The sequence below is a fragment of the Porphyrobacter sp. SLTP genome, from assembly GCF_009905735.1.
Taxonomy (GTDB): Bacteria; Pseudomonadota; Alphaproteobacteria; order Sphingomonadales; family Sphingomonadaceae; genus Erythrobacter.
In genome coordinates this window covers 41,412-63,874 of sequence record NZ_JAAALE010000014.1, presented here as the reverse complement: position 1 = coordinate 63,874, position 22,463 = coordinate 41,412, and the positions used below count along the sequence as shown (strand labels likewise).

The window sequence follows — 22,463 nt, the reverse complement described above, 5'->3', positions numbered from 1 at the left end:
GTCTCAGCGCGCAACCAGAACGTATTGCGCGCCCAGCGGCAGCCAGCCGAGCCCGCGTTCGAGCGGGCGCAGTGGGGCGAGCATCGCGGGGAAGAACAGCGTCCAGCGCAGCGCCACTTCGGCAAAGCCTGCCGCGCGCAACCGGCGGCGCATCTCCGGCCCGCTGATCAGCACAGCGTTGGCATCAAACGGGCAAGTGCGCACCGCGTGCTGGGTCGCCGGGTTCCAGGGGTTGTGCTCGAACAGCACGAAGCGGCCTTGCGGGGTCAGCGTGCGGCGGATTTCGCTCAGCAGGCGGATGTGATCCTCGGCCGGGATGTGATGGAACACGCAGGCCGTGAAGACGAGATCGAAGGTCCCGGCATCGAACGGCAGGGTATGGCCATCATAGCAGACCGCATCAATCGGGCGGATCGCCCGCGCCTCGCAATGGCTGAGCGAGCGCGATGATACGTCCAGTGCGGTCAGCGCCGCAGCGGGAAATTCGCGCTGCAAATGCGCGATGCAATTGCCCCGCCCGGCGCCGAAATCCATGATCCGCTTGGGTGCGATCCCCGCCGCCGCCATGATGCGCGCCGCTTCGGTCGCCTTGTAGGCTGCGAAGAAATCGGGGTCCTCGCCGCTCAACCTGACCGAGGCGGCGTGCTGCGCGTCATATTCATCGACGTAAGCGTCAAATTCAGCCTGCGACACGGCGGCCCTCATGCGGTTCAGTGGAAGTTGCAGCAGCGGTGGTCTCGTCACTCAACCGCGCGTCAAGGCTGACCGGATGGCGGCGCACTTCGGCGATGATGAACAGCGGGCGCTGCTTGGCTTCCATATACATCCGGCCGAGATACTCGCCGAACACGCCCAGCACCAACAGCTGGACAGAGCCCATGATGAGGATCAGCGCGGCCAAGCTCGCCCAGCCCTCCACGGTGCCACCCTGCATCCACACCCAGACAATGCCGATCAGCGAGACGAGGCCCGCCAGCCCAAACAGCATCCCGAGATGCGAGGCAAACCGCAGCGGCACGGTCGAAAAGCTGGTGACGGCGTCCACCGCCAGCGCAATCATCTTGCGCAGCGGGTAATTGGTCTCCCCGGCGAAGCGCGGATCGCGTTCATAGGGGAAGGCGATCTGGTTGAAGCCGACAAAGCTCACCAGCCCGCGAATGAAGCGGTAGCGCTCCGGCATGGCGTTGAGCTGGTCGACCACCCGGCGGGTCATCAGACGGAAATCGCCCGTGTCGCGCGGGATGTGGGTGTCGACCATGCTGCCGAGCATCCGGTAGAACAAGGATGCGGTGCCGCGCTTGAACGCGGTCTCGCCGTGGCGCTTGCTGCGCTGGCCATAGACCACGTCATAACCCTTGCGCAGCTGCTCAAGCATCGGGCCGAGCAGTTCGGGCGGGTCTTGCAGGTCGGCATCAAGCACGAACACCAACTGCCCGCGCACATGGTTGAGCCCGGCGGTCAGCGCAAGCTGGTGGCCGTGGTTGCGCGAGAGGTTGATCGCCACGATCCGGGGATCGCGCTCGGCGTGCTTGCAGATCACATCCCAGCTGGCGTCCTTCGATCCGTCATTGATCAGGACAAGTTCGAACCGGTCAGCAAAGATCGCCTCGGCCGCAGGGATCACCCGCGCAATCAGCGCGTCGAGCCCGGCTTCCTCGTTATAGACCGGGATCACCACGGAAAGCTCGCAGGAGCCTGAGAATGATTGCGAAACCTGCAAGTCTCCGGCCCTCCTCAAGCCTGCGGCGGTGATTACGGAAAATTGGCGGGTTGGGGTCAACGGGCCCGCGTGACCCACGCGCCCGCGCCGGGCGCTGCTATATCCAGCATGACTGGCCGAATTTCAAGCACGGAGCGCTCATCGGCGCGCCGAGGCCAAGCCAGACACTGTTGCAAAATGATTACAGACAGTAAGATGTATGCGCCAAGCGCTGGCTGCGGATTGTTTTTCGTTGACCCCCTGCGCTGCGCACGCAACATCTGTGCTGCCAGTCAGGTGCACAGGGGTCGCGCTCAGCTGCTGCCAAACGCGAGGATGCACGGTGCGATCAGCGCAGCCGTAGCCGCCCGCAGTACCAAAAGCGGATGCCATCAGGCGTCCGGTCGCAAGGCGGCATGCCGCCCTCAGACCGGATTGTGATCTTTCCAGCGGGCGAAGGCGTCCGCGCGGAGCATCATGCTCGATAACCAGACAAGGGGTAGCAATGCGAAATTTCCAGACAGTTCTTCACTCCGGCTCGTCGATCGCCATCGGCGCGGCCTTGTTCGCAGCATTCAGCGCTGCACCGGCTCAGGCCGCCGAAGCAGCCGAGGCCGACGGCCCTGACGCCGTCGTCACGGTCGCCGCACAGGCCGGGGCCGACGCAGCCGAACAAGCCGCCGCAGACGCCATGGAGGATAGCGGCAACGTGCTGATCGTGACCGGCACGCGGCGCTCCAACCGCACTGTCGCGGAAAGCCCGGTGCCGATCGACGTCATCTCGGCCGAGCAGCTGCGCCAGACCGGCCTTACGGAAACCGCGCGGGTGCTGCGCGATCTGGTGCCCTCGCTGAACTTCCCGCAGCCCTCGATCACCGACGGCACGGATGCGATCCGCCCGGCGACCTTGCGCGGGCTCGGGCCTGACCAGACGCTGGTGCTGATCAACGGCAAGCGCCGCCATGTCTCGGCCCTGCTCAACATCAACGGTTCGGTCGGGCGCGGCAGCACCGCGGTTGACCTCAACCTCATCCCGTCCTCGTCAATCGGCCGGGTCGAAGTGCTGCGCGATGGCGCGGCGGCGCAATATGGGTCCGACGCGATTGCCGGGGTGATCAACTTCCAGCTCAACGATGCCCGCGAAGGCGGACGCTTCTGGGTCAATTACGGTGGCTACAACACCCGTATTGCCGGGGTGGAGGAAGTGACCGGGGTTAACGGCACCGCAGGGCAGACCCCCACTCTGACGCCCGATGGTGTGCTGCAACTGACCGGCACCGGGCGCGATCTCAAGGTCACCGATGGCGAGATTCTGGCGGTCTCGGGCAATATCGGCCTGCCGCTGGGGCCGGAAGGCTTCCTCAACATCACCGCCGAATATCGCGACCGTGCCGACACCAACCGGGCTGGCTACGATCCCCGGCGCAATTATTCGCAGAGCGGCGCGCTCGATCCGCGCGAGTTGACGCTCGATCGGCGCTATCACCGCTATGGCGACCCGGAGACCGAGGATCTCAACATCGTCGTCAACATGGGCATTCCGCTTGACGAGAATGTCGAATTCTACGCCTTCGGCAGCTACGGCACGCGCGATGCGGAATCCGCCGGGTTCTATCGCCGCGCCGCTGACAACCGCAACGTGACCGCGATCTATCCCGATGGCTTCCTGCCGCTGATCAACACCGACACCAAGGACTTCTCGATCGTCGGCGGGCTGGAAGGCGACTTCGGCGGCTGGAACTGGGACCTGTCGATGTCCTACGGCGAGAACGAGACCGACTTCCGCATTACGGAAACGCTCAACGCTTCGCTCGGCGCGGGCAGCCAGACCGAGTTTGATGCCGGTTCAATTGCCTATAGCCAGCTGATGGCCAACCTCGGCGTCAGCCGGGAACTGGAAATCGGGGGCATCGAACAGATGACCCTGTCCTTCGGCGCGGAATGGCGGCGCGAGGAATACCAGCTGGGTGCGGGCGAGCTGAACAGCTATGTCGCAGGGCCGGTGCGGGTCGGGGCGAACAACCCCTTCATCACCGGCGCAGGCGCAACCGCCTTTGCCGCGCCGGGCGCGCAGGTGTTCCCGGGCTTCCAGCCGGTGATCGGCGGAGTCAACGTCACCACCCCCAATTCGCGCGAGAACGTGTCGCTCTATGCCGAACTCGATACCGATATCTGGGACGGCTTCAACGTCCAGGCCGCCGGACGGTTCGAGGATTACAGCGACTTCGGATCAACCCTCAACGGCAAGCTGGCCAGCCGGTTGGCGCTGATTGACGGCTTTGCCCTGCGCGGCGCGGTGTCAACCGGGTTCCGGGCGCCTTCGCTCCAGCAGCAGTTCTTTGCAGCGGCGGCCACCAACAATATCGGCGGTGTGCTGGTCGATGCGGTGACGCTGCCGGTGAACAACCCGGTCGCGATTGCGCTGGGGGCGGCCCCGCTCAAGGCGGAAAAGTCGTTCTCGTGGTCGGCCGGTGCGGTGTTCGACATGATCGACGGCCTCAACATCACCTTCGATTACTACCAGATCGACATCGACGACCGCATCGTGTTGACCGACAACCTCAGCGCCAACCGCGATGCGGCGGGCAATCCGACCGGCACCAACCCGGGCCGCGGGATCGCCGAAATCCTCAACGGGGCCGGGTTCACCAGCATTTCGGCCGCGCGGTTCTTCTTCAACGGGATCGACACCCGCACCCGCGGGTTCGATGCGATCGCGACTTACCGCACCAGCCTTGGCGATTTTGGCACCTTGTCGCTGACGGGGGGCTACAACCGCAACGATATCGACATCACCGGGCGCCGGACCACACCCGGCAGTCTGGCTCAGGTGCCGGGAATCGATCTGTTCGGGCGGCTCGAATCCTTGCGGATCGAGCGTGGCCAGCCCAAGGATCGCATCAATCTCGGCGCGGATTGGGAGTGGAACTGGCTTAGCGCCACGGTGCGCACCAATCGCTTCGGCGAGGTGTTCTCGGCCGGTGCAACGCCGCTCAACGACGTGCTGCTCGAACCGCGCTGGATCACCGATCTCGAAATCCGCATCCGTCCGGAGGGCGGTATTGCTGAGGGGATCGAACTGGCGTTCGGGGCGAACAATGTGTTCGACCAATACCCCACCGTCAATCCGACCGGCCGGGGCACCGATCCGGTCACGGGCGCGCCGGCCAACCTGTCGGTCAACAACTACTTCCTGCCGTTCTCGTCCTTCTCGCCCTTCGGGTTCAACGGACGGTTCCTCTACGGGCGGTTGAGCTTCGCCTTCTGAGCCGACGACAGAGCAGGCCAATGATACGGGCGGTGCAGAGCGGGTCAGACCTGCGCTGCGCCGCCCGTTCTCATGAGGCCGGGCGAGCGAGCCAGCGGCGCTCGCCAAACCACAGCAATCCGCTGACCAGCAACCAGCCGAGGACATAGGGCCAGGCCGGGCCGCGCCGTTCAGGGGTATCGCGGGTCGCAGGGGCGTTCTGTTCCGCGGCCCAGCGCTGGGTGGTTGCCCCCATCTCCTTGGCCTTGGCGACTGTCAGAGCGCCCTTGGGCAATACGATAAATGCAAACTCCTGCGGGCCATCGCGCCCCGGCTGCACGATCCGGTGAACGCCCGCGCTGGCAGGCCAATAGGCTGCGCACCCCTGCGCTCCGGCCAGGGGATCGATGGCGAGCGCGACCTCGGTTGAGTCCGGGCCAACCACGCGCGCCGCGCCCGAGACCCCGCAGATCGCCATCCGCTCGCCCACTTCGGGCAGAGCCGGAACCTCAGGGCGGAAGGTGCCATCGGGCCGCGACACCGCGCTCACTGTCTCGCTCCACCATTGGTAATAGCGATCCGCCTGCCCGTTGAGCACCAGCGCGAAACTGTTGGCGACCGTCCACAAGGCGACACGGCCCTGGCCCCGCTGCTGCCAGCCGGACAGCACCCCGCCATCCGCGTCGGTGACAGCGGGCACGAAGGCAGCGCCCGCGCGCACGGTCCATCGCCCGAGATCGGGAGCGGGATCATCGACCGTATTGATGCTCGCAGGCGCATCCTCCGATCCCGGCCCGCGCAGTGCTGTCAGCGTGTCGGCGTCCGGCGCGAGCGGGGGCAGCGCGACCGGTACGGCTTCGCTCCCGCCTTCAACCGCGAGGCCAAGCGCCCGCCAATTGCCGCGCGCGGCGGCACTGGCCGGGCCCGTCATTCGGACCACCACGCCAAGGCCGCCCGCAACGGCTTGGGCAAGAACAGCGCGCGACCCGCTGCCGAGCGACTGGTCGGCGATGATCACCACATCGACTTCACGCAACGTGGCCGCATTCAGAGACACGCTCTCGCCGCCCAGATTGACGCCGCCGCCCGCCTCCAGCCTGCTTTGCATATCGATCCCCGAATCCTCGGCCCAGCGGCGCAGATATTTCGCTTCCGGCGAAGGGGCGCCGATCAGGAGCGCGCGCAGGGGCGGCTGGGCGATGGTCCGCAGCGGCACCGGCGTGTCGGAGACGATTGAGCCATCCCGCCCGCGCAGGCGGAGCGTGAAGGTGGCGAGACCGGGCGCACGCGCGGTGCCGCCCATCGCGAAAGCGCCGTCTGTGCCGATGACCCGGCGGTCCACCCGGCGTCCGGCAGGATCGAGCAGTTCGGCCGCGCCGCCCGCCATCCCGTTCGCCTCACCCGCGACGGTAAAGATCGCGCCGGCCGGCGTATCGGCTGGCGGATCCAGCCGGATGAGGCCGCGCGGGACCGGCATGGGCGTAAAGGTGATCGGCACGCCCGCAGCGGCATCGCGGTCACGCGGAGTGAGGCCTCGCCCGATGATGCGCACGCGCTGCGCCTGCTCATGCCGCCGCAGCGCCGTCGCCAGATCGGGGACGCGCTCAGCGCCATTGATGGCAGGTCCCTCGGGCAAAGCGATCAGGCGCTCGCCCGGTTGCGCCTTCGCTGTCAGCGGAGCCTCCGCAGTGGCAATCACCAGCGTCTCTCCCCCGACCGGAAGGCGCGGCGGGAACAGGGCGAGATAGAGCAGCAGGCCGCTCACCAGCGTCAGTGCCGCCAGCACGCCCGCCCGCCAGTCGCGCCGCCGCCACAGCAGGGCGATAGCCGCCCCCAGCGAGCCCACTGCGATCAGCACCGCTGTCAATGTTGGAAGGGACAGCATTCAGCGCAGGCCCTGCATATAGCGCCGCCCCACAGAGCCGCCGTCATGGCGCCGCCGCACCTGGGCTGGCGGGCGTGTCAGCACGGTCCAGAGCTGTTGGCGCAGCTTCTCGCGCAAGGTGCCCGACGCAGGGTCGCCCCGCAGCGCATCAATCGCGGCGAGCACCGCCAGCGGGTCACGGATGCGGGCGCTGTTGGCGCGCACCCAGCGGTCTAGTCCATTGAGGTCAATCGCTTGCGGCGATGATAGCGCGCGCCATGCGGTGGCGGGAACGGCGTCCTCAATCGCAAAGGGCGTCAAGCTCGCCCCGCCCGCCACGATGCCCTCGCGCTTGCCCGCCATCCGCCGCGCCATATCGAGCGGGGGCTGGACCGTGCCGATGCGGGGGAGATAGATACGGCTCGCCTGCTGAACCCGCTTGATGAAATCGAGCGCTTTCAGCTCGAACGGCAGCGCCTTTTCCGGCTGGCCCGAGCGCAGGTTGAGTTCCGCCTCCCACATCGCATCGAGCGCGCTTTTCAGCAGTTCGCGCGTGTCGGGGTCGAGCAAGGTCGCCGCTTCGCTTTCGTCATGCACGTGGCCATATTCGGCCGTGATATTGCCGAGCGCGCCGAACACCGGGGATTCCGGCGCGTCGCCGTGATCGTGGCCGTCGCCGTCATGGTGCTCGTGCTCGTCTTCGGCCTGCCCGGCGGGCGCATCCTTCTCGGCGACCGGGAGCGGCGGGCGGCGCGGTGCCTCCTCCGCTTCCATCCCGACGAACTGGCCATAGCGCAGGCGCAGCAGCCGTTGATCGACCCCGATTGTGTCGGAGCGCACCATGAAATCGTCGGCGTTCACCTTGCCGCGCTCCTTGATCAGCGCCTCGGTGTCGATGATGACCTGCCGCTGGCTGCGGAAATAGGCGGGCATGGTCTGCTTCGCCATCAGCTCAAGCCCGTCGGCAGACTGCGGAACAGCGCCGGGCCAGCGCAAAATGACGCCGGGGCCGCGCACCACCTGCGGGCCGGGCGCGCGCGTATCGGAAACGGTCAACTGCGCCACCAGATCGCTGCCCGGTTGCAACCCGAAGGCGGCAAGATCGAGGTCGACGACGAAGCGGCGGCGTTTCGGATCGCCCGTGCCGGAAACCATCCGGCTGCGCTCGGAGAAGCTGACATTCTCACCCTCGCCAATCGCGGTGGTGAGCGTGAGGCGGGCCATCGGATCGACGGCGTAATCATCACTCGCCTCGAACACCACGCGCCAGCGGCGCTGCCCGGGCTGGATCATCACCAGACCCGACGCCGGTTCGATCACCTGCACCTGCGGCGGCTCGTCGGTGATCGGCTCAAGCCGGTGCGCGGTCTGGGACATCCGGTTCCCTTCGGCGGTCACATGATAGAGCGAAGGGATATCGAGCCGCAGCGATCCCGACCAGCCCTCCTCGCCCAGCTCCAGGGGCAGTGCCTGCCCGCCGACCAGTTGCAGCGCTGCGGATTTGGCCTGCGGGGTAAAGGCCAGTGTCCATTCGATCCGCGAGCCCATCGGCGCGCGAATGTCGAGGCTCTCGGCATAGCGCGCAGGCAGGCCGGTATAGGCGGGCGGGATGATCCGCACGCGCTGACCGCTGAGCCGGGGTTGGCCGGGCGCAGTGGCTTCGGTCTGTGATGAAGCCGCAAGCGGCGGCGGTGACACTTCGGCAGGCCAGAGGATGATCGCTGCCAGCGCCACGGCGCCGAGCACCCATGTGGCGATGATGGGCCGCTGCGACCAACCATCGGCGAGGGTTTCGGGGTCGATGGCTGCGATCCGGGCCGCGATCCGCTCGGCCTGCAATTGTTCGAGCGGGGCGAGATCGGTGGCGGCAAAGACCAACGCGGCGCTATCCTCAAGCCGTGCCTCGCGCGCGTTGAGGCGGCGGACGAGCCAGCCGTGGTCGAACCGGCTTGCAAGGTGTCTTGCGGCCCATCCTAATGCAAGGCCGCCCAGCGCCAGCACACCTGCTGCCAGCCCGATACCGCTCAGCCGCCAGCAAAGACCGGCGAGCACCAGCACCACCGGGCTCCCCACCAGCACGGCGTTGATCGCCGCGCGCTGCCGCGCCGGGGCGACCCAGAGGTTCGGGTTGAACTCCCGGCTCACGGCGCGAACCTCCGCCCCCGGCTCGCCAGCACACGTTCAGTGAGGAAAACCAGCGCGATCAGGATGCCCAGCCACGCGGACAGCTCGCGCGGGGGCAGCGGGAACGGCGGGGTGCCTGCCTTGGGCGCAAAGGCGGTGGACACCACACGGGCAGGCGGCGGCGCTGCGGGGGCGATCAGATCACGCAGGCGGGCGGCGAAGTCGGCTTCGAGCAGAGCGGGCATCGCGGCAGGCTCCAGCGGGCGCGTGAAGCGCAGCAATCGGCCTGCACCCAGCGGCCCACCTTCCACCAGCGTCTCGCCCACATCGTCGCGCCACAGGGCCGTGGTCGTATCCGGCATGGCGACCGCAGCGGCGTCGGTGAGCACAGCGGTGCCGCCGGCACTCACCCAGTCGACCACGGCTTGCGGCATCCGTCCGGGGGCGAGCCAGACCAGCACCTGATCGCGCGGCGGCAGTTCGGTGCCTGCGCGAGCCTCAAACCGAGGCTCGTCACGCCAGGCCGCTGCCGCCGCGCGGAAATATCGCACCGGCGCTTCCCCGCCTGCTGCATAGCGGACCGCCAAGGCCGGGATTGTAGCGGGGGCGGGATTGTCTGCCTTTTGACTGCCTTTGACGACGCGCCATTTAACCGCGCGGGTCAGCTTCAGCGGCGCGGCATCGACCCCGTTCAGCACCGGCGGCACCAGGATCGTCAGCGGCACATCCGGCGCAAGCTCGGCATCGAATTGGCGGATCAGACTGGAGACTTGGGACTGCTGCGGCGGGGGCGTCCCGATGGACGGAAAGCCCGGCGCGATCCACCGCAGGTCAGCCTCGGGCCCTGCACTTGCGCGGGCGGCGGACGGTTCGACACCGGGCGCGACAAGGATCGCCGCGGCGTCATCGTGCCACCCCAGCACCGCAGGCCGCGCCAGCAACAGCGCCAGCAGCGCGACCAGCAGCATTCGCAAGGCGAGCAGCAACAGCTCGTCAAAGCGCAGCTTGCTGCGCGGACGGGGCAGCGCATCGAGCCAGCGCAGCGCAGCAAAATCGACCGGCACTTCCTCCGTCCGCCGCCGCAGATGGATCAGCAGCGGCACGATCAGCGCGGCCAGCGCCGCAAGGCCAAGCGGGGCGAGCAGCAAGGGCGTCACGTCGGCGCTACCCCTGTCCCGAACACAACGTGCAAGGACCTGTCGATCGGCTCGTCGATGAAGGCTGTGGCGTGGCGGATACCGGCCTTGTCGAGCCGCTCGTCAAGCGCCGCCCGCGCCGCGGCAAAGCGGCTGAGGAAGGTGTCGCGCAGCGCCGCACCATCGCTGATCAGCTCCGCCCCGCTTTCCTGATCGCGAAACCTGAAGCCGCCGTCGAAGGGGAAATCGCGCTCCTCGGTGGTGAGCAGTTGGATCGCCACCACCTCGCGGCCCGCCTTGGCCAGCCGCTCGATCAGCGCGATGCCGCTGTCGTCGAAACAGTCACTCACAAACAGCACCAGGTCGCGCGCGCCGATCCGCTCCCATAGCGGCGCAAGTGTCGCGTCATCGGGAAAGGTGCCCGCCGCTTCAAGGCGGCTGAAATCGATTTGCATCCGGCCCGCCTGAGCGCGCCCGGCGTGCGGATCGGCGACACCCAGCGCGGACTCCTGCAAGGCGATCCAGCCGAACCGGTCGCCCTGCTGCATCGCAAGCTCGGCAATGCACAGGCCGAGCAGTTTGGCCGCATCGAACCGCGACCAGTCCGGCCGTGCGCGGTCGGCCTGCGCCATCGACGCGCTGGCATCGAGCAGGATCCAGATCGCAATCGGGCTTTCCTCCTCCGCCTCGCGGACGAAGAACTTGTCGGACCGCGCAAACAGCTTCCAGTCGATGCGGCGCGGCTCATCGCCCGGCTCGTAGGCCCGGTATTGCGCGAATTCGAGACCCGCGCCCTTGCTACGGCTGGCGTGCATCCCGAAGCCGCGGGTGCCGGAGATGCGCCGGGTCCTGAGCGAGAGCCGCTTCAACCGGCCCCGGATTTCGGGCGGGATCGTCAGCGGCGTGCGCGCCATGACTCAGCCCGCCGGAGGAGGGATGCGTGCCAGCAGCGCGGCCACCACATCATCCGCGCTCTTGCCCTCGGCCTCGGCTGCAAAGGACAGGAGCAGGCGGTGGCGCATCACCGGCGCGGCCAGCGCGGCGATATCCTCACGCGTCGCGGCGAACCGGCCGCTCAGCAAGGCGCGGGCCTTGGCGCACAGCACCAGCGCCTGACCGGCGCGCGGCCCCGCGCCCCAGCGCACATAGCTTTCGACTTCGGGCGGGGCAGCGGCATCGCCGGGCCGGGTGGCGCGCACGAGGGTGGTGATCCAGCTCAGCAGATCATCGCTGAGGTAAACCTCGCGCACATTCGCCTGCAACGCCAGCACATCACCGGCCTCCATGACCCGCGGCACGTCCTCGCCCGCGCGTCCGGTGGTGAGCGCCAGGATATCGCGTTCTTCACTGGCGGTGGGATAGCCCACGCGGATTTGCAGCAGGAACCGGTCAAGCTGTGCTTCGGGCAGGGGATAGGTGCCCGCCTGCTCCAGCGGGTTCTGGGTCGCCAGAACGAAGAAAGGCTTGGGCAGCTGATAGGTCTGTCCGCCGTAGCTGACGGTCTTTTCCTGCATCGCCTCCAGCAGCGCCGCCTGCGTCTTGGGCGGGGTGCGGTTGAGTTCGTCCGCCAGCAGCAGGTTGGTGAACACCGGGCCTTGCTGGAAGCGGAAAGACCGGTGGCCGGTGCCGTGATCTTCTTCGAGGAGTTCGGTGCCAAGAATATCGCTCGGCATCAGGTCCGGCGTGAACTGGACGCGCCGGAAATCGAGCTTCAGCGCATCGCCCAGCGTGCGCACCAGCAGCGTCTTGCCGAGCCCCGGCACGCCTTCGAGGAGGCAGTGCCCGCCGGCCAGGAGCCCGATCAGCAATTGATCGACCACATCCGTCTGCCCGACGATCGCGGTCGCAATCGCGCGCTTCAGGTCCCCGAGCTTGGCCATCCGCCGCTCAAGATCCGCCGTGCTTACCGGAGCCTGCTGTGACACGTGTTCAAACCCTTCAATTGGTGCCCCTCAATTGGAGAGCGCGTACATGATGATATTGACCCCGAAGCGGGTGTTGTCCTCGGCGAGGAAGCGCTTGTTGCGCCAGTCATAGTCCCATTCGCAGCCGTAGTCCTTGTTGCTGTAAAGCACGCCAAGACGGCCATTGATGGTGATGCCCTTGAGGTAATCGTGGATCAGGTCATCGCCCCAGCCGTTGAGTTCAAAGCTGGTGGCAGGCGGCCCGGCGAACTTGAAGAAGCTGGAATAGAGCGGGTGATTGTTCGGCAGCTTCTTCATCGCGTCGCCGCCGAAGATCCCGGCCATCTGCGCTTCGAACGACTTGGCGAACAGGCCGTCGATATCGTGGTTGCAATCGTCCACGAACACAAAGCCGCCATTGCGCACGTAACGCTCGAAATTGCGGCGTTCGATCTCCGAGAATTCGACCGCCTTGTGCCCCGCAAGGTAGCAGAACGGGGCGGACAGCATCCTCGGATCACTGAGGGCCACCACGTGCTCTTCAGGGTCAATGCGCAAGCTGGTGTAATCGACCAGCGAGGTCAGCAGGTTCGCGGGCATCCGCTGGTCGACGTCCCAGTCGCCGGAATTGTATTTGAGCCGGGTGAACCAGAAATCGAACCCACCCGTCGCCGCACCGCCCGCGCGCTGGGCTGCGACAAGGGGGCCGCCCATCACCGCAGCGGCAAGCCCGCCCCCCAACAGCCGGAGGAAACGGGCGCGGTCCATCGCTGCATTGCTCACGTGACCCGCGCCCATTGTTTTTATCGCGTCAGACGGCGTCCGAAAGCGAGGTGAAGGTGAAGTCCCGGAGCTTCATCGGCGGTACCATCATCGCCCCATCCTCGACCCGGACCGACCGGCCCAGCTCGTCGATATTGTTGAGCATGATGACCGGGCTTTCGTTGAAGCGGAAGTTCTTGATCGGGTACATCAGCTGCCCGTTCTCGATATAGAACGTGCCGTCGCGGGTCAGACCTGTGAGCAGCACGGTCTGCGGATCGACCATGCGGATGTACCAGGTGCGGGTGACGAGGATGCCGCGCTCGGTGCTGGCGATCAGCTCGGCGGTCGACTTGGTGCCGCCCTCCATGATCGTGTTGCCCCAGCCCGCGGTTTCGGGCTTGCCCTGCTTGGACGCCCAGTAACGCGAATACTGAAGGTTCGCGACCTTGCCCGCGTCGATGATCTTGGTCCGCTCGCGCGGCAGGCCGTCACCGTCCCACGGCATGGCGGGGACCGTGGGGTTGGCCGGATCGGTGTAGATGTTGACGCGCGGATCCATGATCTGCTCGCCGATCTTGTTGCCGCCGCCCTGCTTGCTGAGGAAGCTGCGCCCTTCATCCGCCGAACGGGCGTCGAAGAAGTTCATCATGAAGCTGATGAGGCCAGAGGCGGCCGCAGGCTCCAGGATGACGGTGTACTTGCCGGGCTCTAGCGCCTTTGCATCCACCGAGGCCGCAGCCTTGCGCATGGCGATCTGGATGTCATTGGCCGCATCCAGTTCCGCCACGTCCTTGACGTTGCTGGCGACCCAGCCTGATCCGCGCCCGTCCTCGGTGCGCACGGTGCAGGTGTAATCGGCGATGGTGGAGCGCTGATAGCCGAAATTGCCGTTGGAATTGGCATGGGCAAAGAAGGTGTGCCCGTCCTCCAGGAAGCCCGCTGCGATCAGGCCACGCTCGCGGCAGGGCAGGATCGAGGCTTCGGCGATCTTGGCGCGCGCCTCCGCCGTCAGCGCGGCGGTCGCTTCGCTGAAGGTGTCGGTCGCGGTGTAGGTCTGCTTGCCGACCGGCGGCATGTATTCGGGGTTTTCCGGCGCAAGCTTGGCCAGATCCTCGGCCCGGCGCACCACCCGTTCGAGCGAAGCATCGTCGAACTGGTTGATCGAGGCCGTGCCCACGCGCTTGCCGTACGCGACCTCAACCGCGAGCTGGACATCATCGACGATGCCCGACGTGGAAATGTCGTTGCGCGCAAACCGGACATTGCCGCCGATCCCGCCGCTCAGCACGGCGCTGGTATTGTCGGCGGTGGAGAAGGCGATCACCTTGTCGAGGATCGCCTTGGCCTGCGCTTCTGAAAGAATGCTCATTGCTGCTTCTCCTGCGCGCGGTTCAGCCCAGCGACCGGGCGGTGTTGATGACGTTGATGCCGTCGAAACGGGTGGTCGACGAACCGTGGCTGACCGCCGAGACCTGGCTTGGCTGCCCCTTCCCGTCGAAGAACGATCCGAACATGCGATAGTCGCTTTCGTCGCAGATGGCCGAGCACGAACCCCAGAATTCCGGCGTGCGCATCTGGTAGGCGACGTCTTCGATCATGGGGCCAAGCTTGCCGCCCTTGATCTCGTAGAACACCGTCCCGCCGAACTGCGCATTGTAGCGCTGCTGATCGATCGAGAACGACCCGCGGCCGGCGATGTATATGCCGTTATCGACACCTGCGATCATGTCGGCAGTGCTCATCTTGGTCTTGCCGGGAGCGAGGCTGACATTCGCCATGCGCTGGAACTGAACGCTCGACCAGCTGTCGGCATAGCAGCAGCCGTCCGACTCGTCCTTGCCGACGATGTGCGCCTGATCGCGGATGGTCTGGTAGTCGACGAGGATCCCGTCCTTGACCAGATCCCAGCGCTTGCACTTCACGCCTTCATCGTCGTAGCCGACCGCGCCGAGCGAGCCCACCTGCGTCTTGTCAGCGAACAGATTGACGATCTCGCTGCCGTATTTGAAGCCCTCGTCGCGCTTGTCCATCGTGGCGAAGCTGGTGCCGGCGTAATTGGCTTCGTAGCCCAGCACCCGGTCCAGCTCGAGCGGGTGGCCGACCGATTCATGGATCGTGAGGCCGAGATGGTTCGGATCGAGCACGAGGTCATACTTGCCCGGCTTGACCGACGGGGCCTTGAGCTTCGCCTGCGCGTCTTGCGCCGCAGCGATGGCGTCCTCCTTCATGTCGTAGGATTTGCCGTAAGTGGTCAGGCCGTTGGACAGCACGAACTTGTCCTCCGCGCGGCCGTCCATGTATTCATAACCGAGACCCATCGGCGCCGAGAGGCCTTCGCGCGAACGGAACTTGCCGGTCGTGGTGTCGACGGCGGTTACCGTCAGCGGTGCCCAGATGCGGTGGACGTCCTGATCGATGTAGGACCCATCGGTCGAGGCGAAATACTTCTGCTCATTCACGAGGAACAGCAGCGAATTCACGAAGCTCGCCCCGGCCCCCAATGCGGCGTCGTTGACCGACATCAGCAGGTTGACCTTGTCCGCGATCGGCACCTCCATCGCGTTCTTCTGGATCGGGGTGCGCCAGCTGACTTCGCCAACACCCGGCGTCGGCGCGAGCTGCACCGGTGCGGTCTGGATGCGGGCATTGGCCTTGGCGATCGCGGTCGCCTGACGCGCGGCGTTGGCGACGGCATCCTCGGTCATCTCGTTGGTGGCCGCAAAGCCCCACGAGCCATCGGCGATCACGCGGACGCCGGTGCCGGTCGATTCCGTGTTGACGATGTTCTCGACATTGCGTTCGCGGGTGATGACGAACTGGCGCAGGTACCGGCCGACCCGGACATCGCAATAGCTCGCGCCCGCCGCCGTCGCCGCACCGAGCGCCGCATCGGCGAGCCGCTTCTTGACCGCGATGTCGATGGCGTCTTGCAGCTGTTCAGCCGCGATCGCTTTGCCAAAAATGGAAGGCGTCAGCGCCACACCTGTAAAGAAGGTGCTGAGCGCCAGAAAATCGCGTCTGTCCACGTGAATACTCCTCAACCCGGCCCGCCGCATCCTTCGGGGAATCCGAAGGCAATCCGGCCATAGTTTGTCACCGGGGCACATTGGTGCCGGAAGTCCGCACGGTAATCAAACCGCTCAGCACGGTATGGATGGCAGCCCCCGCCCGACAAGTCTGTCGCCCCGGTCCTGCATCGCTAGCAACCCTTCCCCGCACACGGGCAAGCCGCACGACGAAGCGCAGGACTTTATCGACGAACAGGCCACCCGGCCCCGCCAGATGCACGGGCACGCAAACCGGAACGTCCGGGAAGGCGACGCGCGGCGGATCGACAATTTTCGCAAAACCGGACGGTGGTGCCGAGGCAAATTGCTTCCGCTTTGGTCGGTGCCAGGAATGCGGCCCGGATCGGTCAATGGTGCGATAGAGTGGTTGGCCGCGACCTCATTGCCGGGTCTGACGCGCGGAGGCTCGTTCGTTCAGAGCGTGGTAGAACGCATCGAGATCATCAACATCAACATCGAGCAGTTCGTCCCAGCCAGCCAGGGTGGCCTCGATATCCTCCCGAGTGTGCCGCACGCCATTGTCGACCGAAGTTGGCAACGCTGGCACAATAACGTGGGGCCAGCGGTGGCCTGTCAGGTTGTTGAAAGCCCAGCCAACCAGCGACAAGGTGAGCACATTCGCCATGATGGGCATCAGATAAAGGAAGGTCCAACCGTCCGCGCCGGTCGCGCCCAGAGCGCACAACAATGCGCAGGCACCGCCCGGCGGGTGAAGGCACCGCGCAAAGGTCATGATGGCGATTGCCAAACCCACAGATAGGCTAGCGGCAATGATGGGCTCGCCGATCCATGTTCCCAAACTCAAGCCGATGACTGCAGAAATGAAGTTGCCGCCGATCACGGACCAAGGCTGAGCCAGAGGGCTGGCTGGAACAGCAAATACCAGCACAGCCGAAGCCCCAAGCGGCGCGATCAGCCAGGGGAAATTGGGGGCCTGATCTTGCATCAGCATTGCGGTCGTAAAGCCAGCCACTGCGATGGCAATTGCCGCCCCCAAGGACCCACGCAGCCATCCGAGTTGCCCGAGCACGCCCTGCGGGATCAAAGATGCCGAGTGCCGAAAGAGAGCTTCGAACAAAAAACTCGCCCGTCTGGAAGCGCGCAAGGCCGCCCGCTTCTTCAATCCGCGTCTAATCGCCTTCACTCGTGACATCGTCAACCGGATGAGCGGACAATGCCGCTTGAGCGAGCCTGAGGCAGAAGCTAGACGGTAGGCCGGGAACAGGGGAAAAACGTATGAAATCGGTAATCTTTGCAGCCACCGTCGGCATGTCGATCATCATGCCTTCGATGGTCGTGGCGCAGACCACCGTCATCCATGCAGGCCGCCTGATCGACGTGCCCGGCGAAACGCCGCGCGGCCCATCGACGATCATTGTCGAGGATGGTCTGATCGTATCAATCGTTGATGGGTATGCGGAACGTCCCGACGGGGCCGAATTCATCGACCTGAGCGACCATACGGTGCTCCCCGGACTGATCGATAGCCACGTGCACCTGACCAGCGATTCCGGCGGGCTGGCAGGACAGTTGGAGGCTGTGACCTTGTCCCCTGCCGCCCAGGCCTTCAATGCGCAGGCCAACGGGATGAAAACGCTGCGCGCGGGCTTCACCACGGTGCGCAATCTCGGCGATGGCGACGGCGCGGTGTTCGCGCTGCGCGACGCGGTCAATGCCGGCAAGGCGATGGGCCCGCGGATCATTGATGCCGGTAGCAGCCTGTCGGGCACCGCCGGTCACTCTGACGATGCACTCGGCTATCGTGACGAGTTGCGCCCCTTCTTTGCGGGCTCGGGCAGCACATGCGACGGGGCCGAAGACTGCCGCCGTGCAGCACGGCAACAGATCGGGCGCGGCGCCGACGTCATCAAGATGACCATCACCGGCGGGGTCAACAGCCGCATTGGCGCGGGTCTGGGGAGCCAGATGTTCGATGATGAGGCAGCGGCGGTGGTCGCCACCGCGCGGATGTTCGGACGCAAGGTGGCGGTCCATTCACACGGCGCCGACGGGACTCTCCAGGCGCTTAAGCTCGGCGTCGACTCGATCGAACATGGCACCATGCTCAACGAAGACGTCATCGCGCTGTGGGCGAAGAGCAAAACCTATTACGTTCCGACGCTGTCGACAGTGAACGGATATAAGGAACGGCTCGCGGCGAACCCCGATGCCTATGAGCCCGATGTGCTCGCCAAGATCAAATGGCGCATCGAGATCACCGGCAAGACACTTGAGACGCTCGTCCCGCGCGGCGTCCGCATCGCCTTCGGCACTGACGCTGGCGTGTCGAAGCATGGCCGCAACGGCGACGAATTCGAGCTCATGGTCGCGCATGGCATGACGCCCGAAAGCGCACTGGTCGCCGCCACGATCAACGCCGCCGACCTGCTCGGCCTGTCCGACAAGGTCGGCACGATCGCACCGGGCAAAAGCGCCGACATCATCGCCGTCTCGGGCGATCCCTTGAAGGATGTGTCGGTCTACAAGGATGTCCAGTTTGTCATGGCGCGCGGAACCGTGATCGATCTGGACTGATCGGCCGATCGGTATCTCGAACATTCTCTTTGGGAGCGTGCCTGAAGGCAGGTGGTGCCGCTTACGTGACTCGAACACGTGACCCCATCATTACGAATGATGTGCTCTACCGACTGAGCTAAAGCGGCATTCCTGCTCGCGGCCCCCTAATCGTGTGGGCGCGCGGGCGCAATGCAAAGGTGGAGGCCCGAGCCGGAATCGAACCGGCGTGCAAGGATTTGCAGTCCTCTGCGTAACCACTCCGCCATCGGGCCGAGCCACCCAAGGCAGATGCCTCGGACGGAAGCGGCGCACTAGCGATTCGGGGGCTGCTTGGCAATGCATGTTTCAGGACGCCCCGGTTTACGCAACGTCAGTCTGGACCCCGCTGCGATCACGCGGCAAAGCTGACCGCCATGACCATTGCCAGCCTGCTCGAACCCGTCACCGGCCAGCCCGGCCCGGCCCGCCTCACCCATGCCGCCGACTGGATGCAGGGACGCACGTTGTATGGCGGGGCCTCGGCGCTGGTGGCCTATACCATGGCGACCCGCGCCTTCAGCGATCTGCCCCCCTTGCGCGCGGGGCAGATCGCCTTTGTCGCGCCGGTGGGCGAGGAGATCGCGCTTTCCGCCGAGATCATCCGGCAGGGCCGCAATGTGACCCAGGTGCGCAGCGAGATCATCAGCGATGGCAAGGTCGCGCTCAGCGCCTTCTGGCTGTTTGCCGAAGGGCGTGAGGCAAACGCGCTCCACCCGGCCCCGCCGCCTGAAAACTGGCCGGGCCCGCCGGAGGAGACACCAGAGGTCACCCACAGCTTCGCGCCGAGCTTTGTCGCCAAGAACTTCGAGCTGCGCCACGGTCAGACCCGGGGCGAGGATCGCGGGGCGACCGTGCGGCGCTGGGCGCGGCTGACCGAGGCGCATGATCTCGACCCGGTCTCCAAGCTGGTGCTGATGGGCGACGTCATGCCGCCCGGCGCCATGCGGGTGATGCAGCGGCAAGGCCCGATCAGCTCGATCAACTGGTCGTTCAACGTGCTCGATCCCGAAAGCCGATCACGCGATGGCTGGTATCTGGCCGAAAACGCCAGCCAGCACGCCGCAGCGGGCTATTCGTCAGAGCGGCTGCGGCTGTGGGACGCCGAGGGCCAGCAGGTGCTCGACGGGATCCAGTGCGTCGCCGTTTTTGGCTAGCGCCCGCATTAGCCCCACAGCTTCTGCGTCAGCTCCGGTAGCGCGGCAGCGTAACGGGAGACATCCTCGATCCGCCCGGTGCTGACCCGCGAATAGCCTTTCCATTCGCCATAGGTCCCGCGGATGGAAATCCCGCGCTGGCCCATGGCATCGCGCAGGGCGTCGGCATCGGGCACTTTCACGAAGACGAAATTGGTCTGGGAAGGGAGCGCGGTCAGCCCCGCCTTGGCGACGGCGTCCAGGATCATCGCGCGGCCTTCCAGCACGGCGGCGCGTGATTGGGTGAGGAAGTGTGTGTCGTCATAGCTCGCAATCGCCGCCGCCAGCCCGGCGAGATTGCCGCCAAAGCTCATCAGGTGCGACTGGATGCGCTTGGCATTGGCCTCGCTGGTGATGGCGTAGCCGACGCGCAGGCCCGCCATGCCGTAGATCTTGGAGAAGGTGCGGCACACGATCACATCGGCGCCGCTGCGGACCAGATCGACCATCGCGTTGTCTTCGGGCCTGTCCGTCAGTTCGTTATAGGCTTCGTCCACCAGCAGGGTCGCATGCGGCGTAACCTGCGCCGCAAAGCTGCGCAGCGCGGCAGGCTCGATCAGCACGCCGGTGGGATTGTTGGGATTGCACAGCTGGATCAGCGCAACCCCGTCCGTTGCCTTGGCCGCCATCGCTGGCAGATCGACATTCATATCGGGCGTCAGCGGCACCCGGATCGACGTGATGCCCTGCCGCTCGCCATAGATGACCGTGGTATCCCAGAACAGATCGGGGCACAGGATCGCGCCCTCGCGACCCCACGCCAGCGCAATCGCGCACAGGATTTCCGTCGATCCGGCGCCGACCACGACTTGCGCCGGCGTGACCCCGTGCCGTTCGGCAATCATCGCGGTCAGCCGCATCAGGCCGCGGTCGGCGTAATAGCAGCCCATCTTCGAGGTCTCGGCAATCGCGCGGAGCGCCGAGGGGGCGGGGCCATAGGGGTTCTCGTTCCGGCTGAGCAGCGCCTGACCGATCTTCGGCCCGAAATCGGGCTCGACATTCGGAGCGGCCACTGCTGCGCCAAGCGCAGAGAACGGCAAGGCACCAAGCCCGCCGGTCAGGCTGGCACCAGCGATGAAAGATCGGCGCGTGGTCGGCATGGGGAGCTCCTTTCGGTAAGGTGGCACAGGGTCAGAACTTGGCGATCATCAAGACGCCGATGAATGTGAGATAGAGGCCGAACACGCGGCGCAGGATGGCAGGCGAAAGCATGTGCGCCGCCGCCACGCCCAGCGGCGCGCACAACACCGATGTGGCGATCAGAACCGCGGCGGTGGGCAGGTTGATGAAGCCGAGCGAGCCCCAGCCGCGCCCGCTCTCCCCCAGCCCGATCACGATGAAGCCGATGGTCGCCGGGATCGCGATGATGGCGCCCATCCCGGCTGCGGTACCGATAGCGCGGTGGATCGGGGTGCCGCAGACCGTCATGGTCAGGGTGGTGAGGGTGCCGCCGCCAATGCCAAGCAAGGTCGAGAACACCCCCAGCGCGCTGGCAATCCCGGCGCGCGGCAGGCCGGATGGGAGCGCGGCAAACAGCGGCTCGCCTTGCCGGGCAGGCAGCATGAAATAGACCGCGAAGGCCAGCACCCCGGTGCCGAAGATCAGTGCAAGGTGCGCGCCTGAAATCCAGTCGGCCAGCGCCGTGCCGACCGCAGTCCCCAGCACCACCCAGATCGACCAACCCTTGAGCAGGCCAAAATCAACTGAGCCGCGCCTGGCATGGCTGCTGGTCGAGCGGATCGAGGTGAAGATGATCGAGGCGAGCGAGGTGCCTACCGCCACATGCGCCGTCTGCTCCGGCGCAACCCCCAGCACGGGCAGCAGGAACATCAGCGCCGGGACCACCACGAACCCGCCGCCGATCCCGAACAGGCCGCCGGCAAAACCGGCCGCAGCGCCTGCGATCAGCAGGGCCGGTAGCGCGAAGGCGAGTGGAGAGAGGGCGCTCATTCACGCGGAGAATAGGCTCACGGCCTTAATCGCCAAGCGAATTTTTGCAGTGCAGCATGGGGTAAATGCCCCATACGCCGACCGGTTGCGGGTGGGTGAAGCGGGCGCTTACACGTCTTCGAAATTGGGCTTGCGGCGCTCCATTTCGGCCATCACCGCTTCGACCTGATTGCGGCTGCGCATGATCGCGTGCTGCTCGATGCTTTCCTCAAGCAGGATCGCATCGGTCTCACGCTCCCACATCCCGGCCTGAAGCCGCTTGGCGGCGCGGATTGCGTGGGGGTTCTTGTTGGCGATCTGGCGGGCGATGGCGAGCGCGCGTTCCCGCGGGTTTTCGTCAAGGTAGGTCGCGAGGCCGAGCGTCTGGGCTTCGGCGCCGGTGAATTCGCGGTTGGTGTAGATCAGCTCGCGCAGCACATCGTCGCGCACCAGTCCGCGCCACAGCGCATAACCACCCATGTCGGGGACGAGGCCCCACTTCAGCTCCATGATCGCCATGCGGGTGGTCGGATGGACAACGCGGATGTCGGCGCCACTGGCGATCTGCAAGCCGCCACCAAAGCACACGCCGTGGACCGCCGCGATCACCGGAACAGGGAGCTTGCGCCACTGCATCGCCACCTGCTGCGGACGATTGGAATTGCCATAGGTGCGTTCGGTCAGGCTGGGCTCGTCCTCGGGCGGCTTGCGCGAGAAATTCGACAGGTCGAGCCCGGCGCAGAACGCCCGCCCCTCACCCGATAGCACCACCGCGCGCAGACCCTTCATCCGTTGCAGCGTGCTGCCCGCCTCGATGATGCGCTGAAACATCTCCGGATCGAGCGCATTCATCTTGTCACCCCGCACGAAGCGAACTTCGGCGACGCCGTCTTCGCCAAGCTCGATGGCGACGCGGTCATTGGCGATCGTGGTGGCGGTGGCGGACATGCGATGTGATCCCTCAAGGCGTGAATTCGG

Annotated in this window: 18 protein-coding genes and 2 tRNA genes; 4 read left to right on the top strand and 16 right to left on the bottom strand. The window is 65.9% G+C overall.

What is annotated here, in order from left to right; translation table 11 throughout:
* Positions 1-3 precede the first annotated feature (3 nt).
* Together GVM20_RS12415 and GVM20_RS12410 are read right to left on the bottom strand one after the other, a co-directional pair.
* Entirely contained in the window at positions 4-693 is a 690-nt protein-coding gene (locus tag GVM20_RS12415) for a class I SAM-dependent methyltransferase (protein WP_166547507.1), read from the bottom strand.
* Positions 680-1,720: a glycosyltransferase family 2 protein gene (locus GVM20_RS12410; protein ID WP_199799589.1), complete on the bottom strand. Its 1,041-nt coding sequence runs from the start codon at positions 1,718-1,720 to the stop codon at positions 680-682. Before GVM20_RS12410 ends, GVM20_RS12415 begins: the two co-directional genes overlap by 14 nt.
* A gap of 484 nt (positions 1,721-2,204) precedes the next feature.
* On the opposite strand from GVM20_RS12410, the gene GVM20_RS12405 reads away from it, so the two are divergent.
* Positions 2,205-4,967: a TonB-dependent receptor plug domain-containing protein gene (locus GVM20_RS12405; RefSeq protein ID WP_166547505.1), complete on the top strand. Its 2,763-nt coding sequence runs from the start codon at positions 2,205-2,207 to the stop codon at positions 4,965-4,967.
* A gap of 70 nt (positions 4,968-5,037) precedes the next feature.
* Here GVM20_RS12405 and GVM20_RS12400 read toward each other — a convergent pair whose 3' ends face one another.
* From GVM20_RS12400 to GVM20_RS12360, 9 genes are all read right to left on the bottom strand, one after another.
* On the bottom strand, positions 5,038-6,831 hold the full coding sequence (locus tag GVM20_RS12400) for a carboxypeptidase regulatory-like domain-containing protein (protein WP_166547504.1): 1,794 nt from the start codon (positions 6,829-6,831) through the stop codon (positions 5,038-5,040).
* On the bottom strand, positions 6,832-8,955 hold the full coding sequence (locus GVM20_RS12395; RefSeq protein ID WP_166547503.1) for a DUF4175 family protein: 2,124 nt from the start codon (positions 8,953-8,955) through the stop codon (positions 6,832-6,834).
* The gene (locus GVM20_RS12390; protein WP_166547502.1) at positions 8,952-10,091 is read right to left on the bottom strand and encodes a BatA domain-containing protein; all 1,140 of its coding nucleotides are present in this window, start codon (positions 10,089-10,091) and stop codon (positions 8,952-8,954) included. The genes GVM20_RS12395 and GVM20_RS12390 overlap by 4 nt, the downstream gene beginning before the upstream one ends.
* The gene (locus tag GVM20_RS12385; protein WP_166547501.1) at positions 10,088-10,984 is read right to left on the bottom strand and encodes a DUF58 domain-containing protein; all 897 of its coding nucleotides are present in this window, start codon (positions 10,982-10,984) and stop codon (positions 10,088-10,090) included. The genes GVM20_RS12390 and GVM20_RS12385 overlap by 4 nt, the downstream gene beginning before the upstream one ends.
* A gap of 3 nt (positions 10,985-10,987) precedes the next feature.
* Positions 10,988-11,950, bottom strand: a complete 963-nt coding sequence (locus GVM20_RS12380) for an AAA family ATPase (RefSeq protein ID WP_166547524.1) — start codon at positions 11,948-11,950, stop codon at positions 10,988-10,990.
* Between the two features lie 72 nt (positions 11,951-12,022).
* A complete protein-coding gene (locus tag GVM20_RS12375) occupies positions 12,023-12,757 on the bottom strand; it encodes a DUF4159 domain-containing protein (RefSeq protein ID WP_353653154.1) in 735 nt (244 codons plus the stop codon).
* Positions 12,758-12,785: 28 nt separating this feature from the next.
* A complete protein-coding gene (locus GVM20_RS12370) occupies positions 12,786-14,108 on the bottom strand; it encodes a TldD/PmbA family protein (protein WP_166547500.1) in 1,323 nt (440 codons plus the stop codon).
* A gap of 22 nt (positions 14,109-14,130) precedes the next feature.
* Positions 14,131-15,765, bottom strand: a complete 1,635-nt coding sequence (locus GVM20_RS12365) for a TldD/PmbA family protein (protein ID WP_166547499.1) — start codon at positions 15,763-15,765, stop codon at positions 14,131-14,133.
* Between the two features lie 421 nt (positions 15,766-16,186).
* Positions 16,187-16,759, bottom strand: coding sequence for an HPP family protein (locus tag GVM20_RS12360; RefSeq protein WP_234031985.1), 573 nt, complete (start codon positions 16,757-16,759; stop codon positions 16,187-16,189).
* A gap of 25 nt (positions 16,760-16,784) precedes the next feature.
* On the opposite strand from GVM20_RS12360, the gene GVM20_RS16365 reads away from it, so the two are divergent.
* Positions 16,785-17,021, top strand: coding sequence for a hypothetical protein (locus GVM20_RS16365; RefSeq protein ID WP_234031984.1), 237 nt, complete (start codon positions 16,785-16,787; stop codon positions 17,019-17,021).
* 22 nt (positions 17,022-17,043) lie between these two features.
* A complete protein-coding gene (locus GVM20_RS12355; RefSeq protein WP_166547497.1) occupies positions 17,044-18,342 on the top strand; it encodes an amidohydrolase family protein in 1,299 nt (432 codons plus the stop codon).
* A gap of 52 nt (positions 18,343-18,394) precedes the next feature.
* Here GVM20_RS12355 and GVM20_RS12350 read toward each other — a convergent pair.
* A tRNA-Thr gene (locus GVM20_RS12350) sits at positions 18,395-18,470 on the bottom strand.
* A gap of 52 nt (positions 18,471-18,522) precedes the next feature.
* Positions 18,523-18,596: transfer RNA gene (locus tag GVM20_RS12345), tRNA-Cys, on the bottom strand.
* A 141-nt stretch (positions 18,597-18,737) separates the two neighbouring features.
* On the opposite strand from GVM20_RS12345, the gene GVM20_RS12340 reads away from it, so the two are divergent.
* On the top strand, positions 18,738-19,517 hold the full coding sequence (locus GVM20_RS12340; protein ID WP_166547496.1) for an acyl-CoA thioesterase: 780 nt from the start codon (positions 18,738-18,740) through the stop codon (positions 19,515-19,517).
* An 8-nt stretch (positions 19,518-19,525) separates the two neighbouring features.
* Here GVM20_RS12340 and GVM20_RS12335 read toward each other — a convergent pair whose 3' ends face one another.
* The 3 genes from GVM20_RS12335 to GVM20_RS12325 all read right to left on the bottom strand — a co-directional run bounded on the left by GVM20_RS12335 (position 19,526) and on the right by GVM20_RS12325 (position 22,433).
* The gene (locus tag GVM20_RS12335; protein WP_166547495.1) at positions 19,526-20,656 is read right to left on the bottom strand and encodes a pyridoxal phosphate-dependent aminotransferase; all 1,131 of its coding nucleotides are present in this window, start codon (positions 20,654-20,656) and stop codon (positions 19,526-19,528) included.
* 31 nt (positions 20,657-20,687) lie between these two features.
* Positions 20,688-21,506 (bottom strand): sulfite exporter TauE/SafE family protein, encoded by an 819-nt coding sequence (locus GVM20_RS12330; protein WP_166547494.1) that lies wholly within the window; start codon positions 21,504-21,506, stop codon positions 20,688-20,690.
* A gap of 108 nt (positions 21,507-21,614) precedes the next feature.
* Entirely contained in the window at positions 21,615-22,433 is an 819-nt protein-coding gene (locus GVM20_RS12325; protein WP_166547493.1) for a crotonase/enoyl-CoA hydratase family protein, read from the bottom strand.
* Positions 22,434-22,463: the final 30 nt, after the last annotated feature.

Bases quoted from the DNA above. Each gene is read 5' to 3' on its own strand.
- GVM20_RS12405 (WP_166547505.1), top strand. From the start codon at position 2,205: ATGCGAAATTTCCAGACAGTTCTTCACTCCGGCTCGTCGATCGCCATC.
- GVM20_RS16365 (WP_234031984.1), top strand. From the start codon at position 16,785: ATGGCAATTGCCGCCCCCAAGGACCCACGCAGCCATCCGAGTTGCCCG.
- GVM20_RS12355 (WP_166547497.1), top strand. From the start codon at position 17,044: ATGAAATCGGTAATCTTTGCAGCCACCGTCGGCATGTCGATCATCATG.
- GVM20_RS12400 (WP_166547504.1), bottom strand. From the start codon at position 6,831: ATGCTGTCCCTTCCAACATTGACAGCGGTGCTGATCGCAGTGGGCTCG.
- GVM20_RS12340 (WP_166547496.1), top strand. From the start codon at position 18,738: ATGACCATTGCCAGCCTGCTCGAACCCGTCACCGGCCAGCCCGGCCCG.
- GVM20_RS12380 (WP_166547524.1), bottom strand. From the start codon at position 11,950: ATGGCCAAGCTCGGGGACCTGAAGCGCGCGATTGCGACCGCGATCGTC.
- GVM20_RS12385 (WP_166547501.1), bottom strand. From the start codon at position 10,984: ATGGCGCGCACGCCGCTGACGATCCCGCCCGAAATCCGGGGCCGGTTG.
- GVM20_RS12370 (WP_166547500.1), bottom strand. From the start codon at position 14,108: ATGAGCATTCTTTCAGAAGCGCAGGCCAAGGCGATCCTCGACAAGGTG.
- GVM20_RS12330 (WP_166547494.1), bottom strand. From the start codon at position 21,506: ATGAGCGCCCTCTCTCCACTCGCCTTCGCGCTACCGGCCCTGCTGATC.
- GVM20_RS12335 (WP_166547495.1), bottom strand. From the start codon at position 20,656: ATGCCGACCACGCGCCGATCTTTCATCGCTGGTGCCAGCCTGACCGGC.
- GVM20_RS12325 (WP_166547493.1), bottom strand. From the start codon at position 22,433: ATGTCCGCCACCGCCACCACGATCGCCAATGACCGCGTCGCCATCGAG.
- GVM20_RS12360 (WP_234031985.1), bottom strand. From the start codon at position 16,759: ATGCTGATGCAAGATCAGGCCCCCAATTTCCCCTGGCTGATCGCGCCG.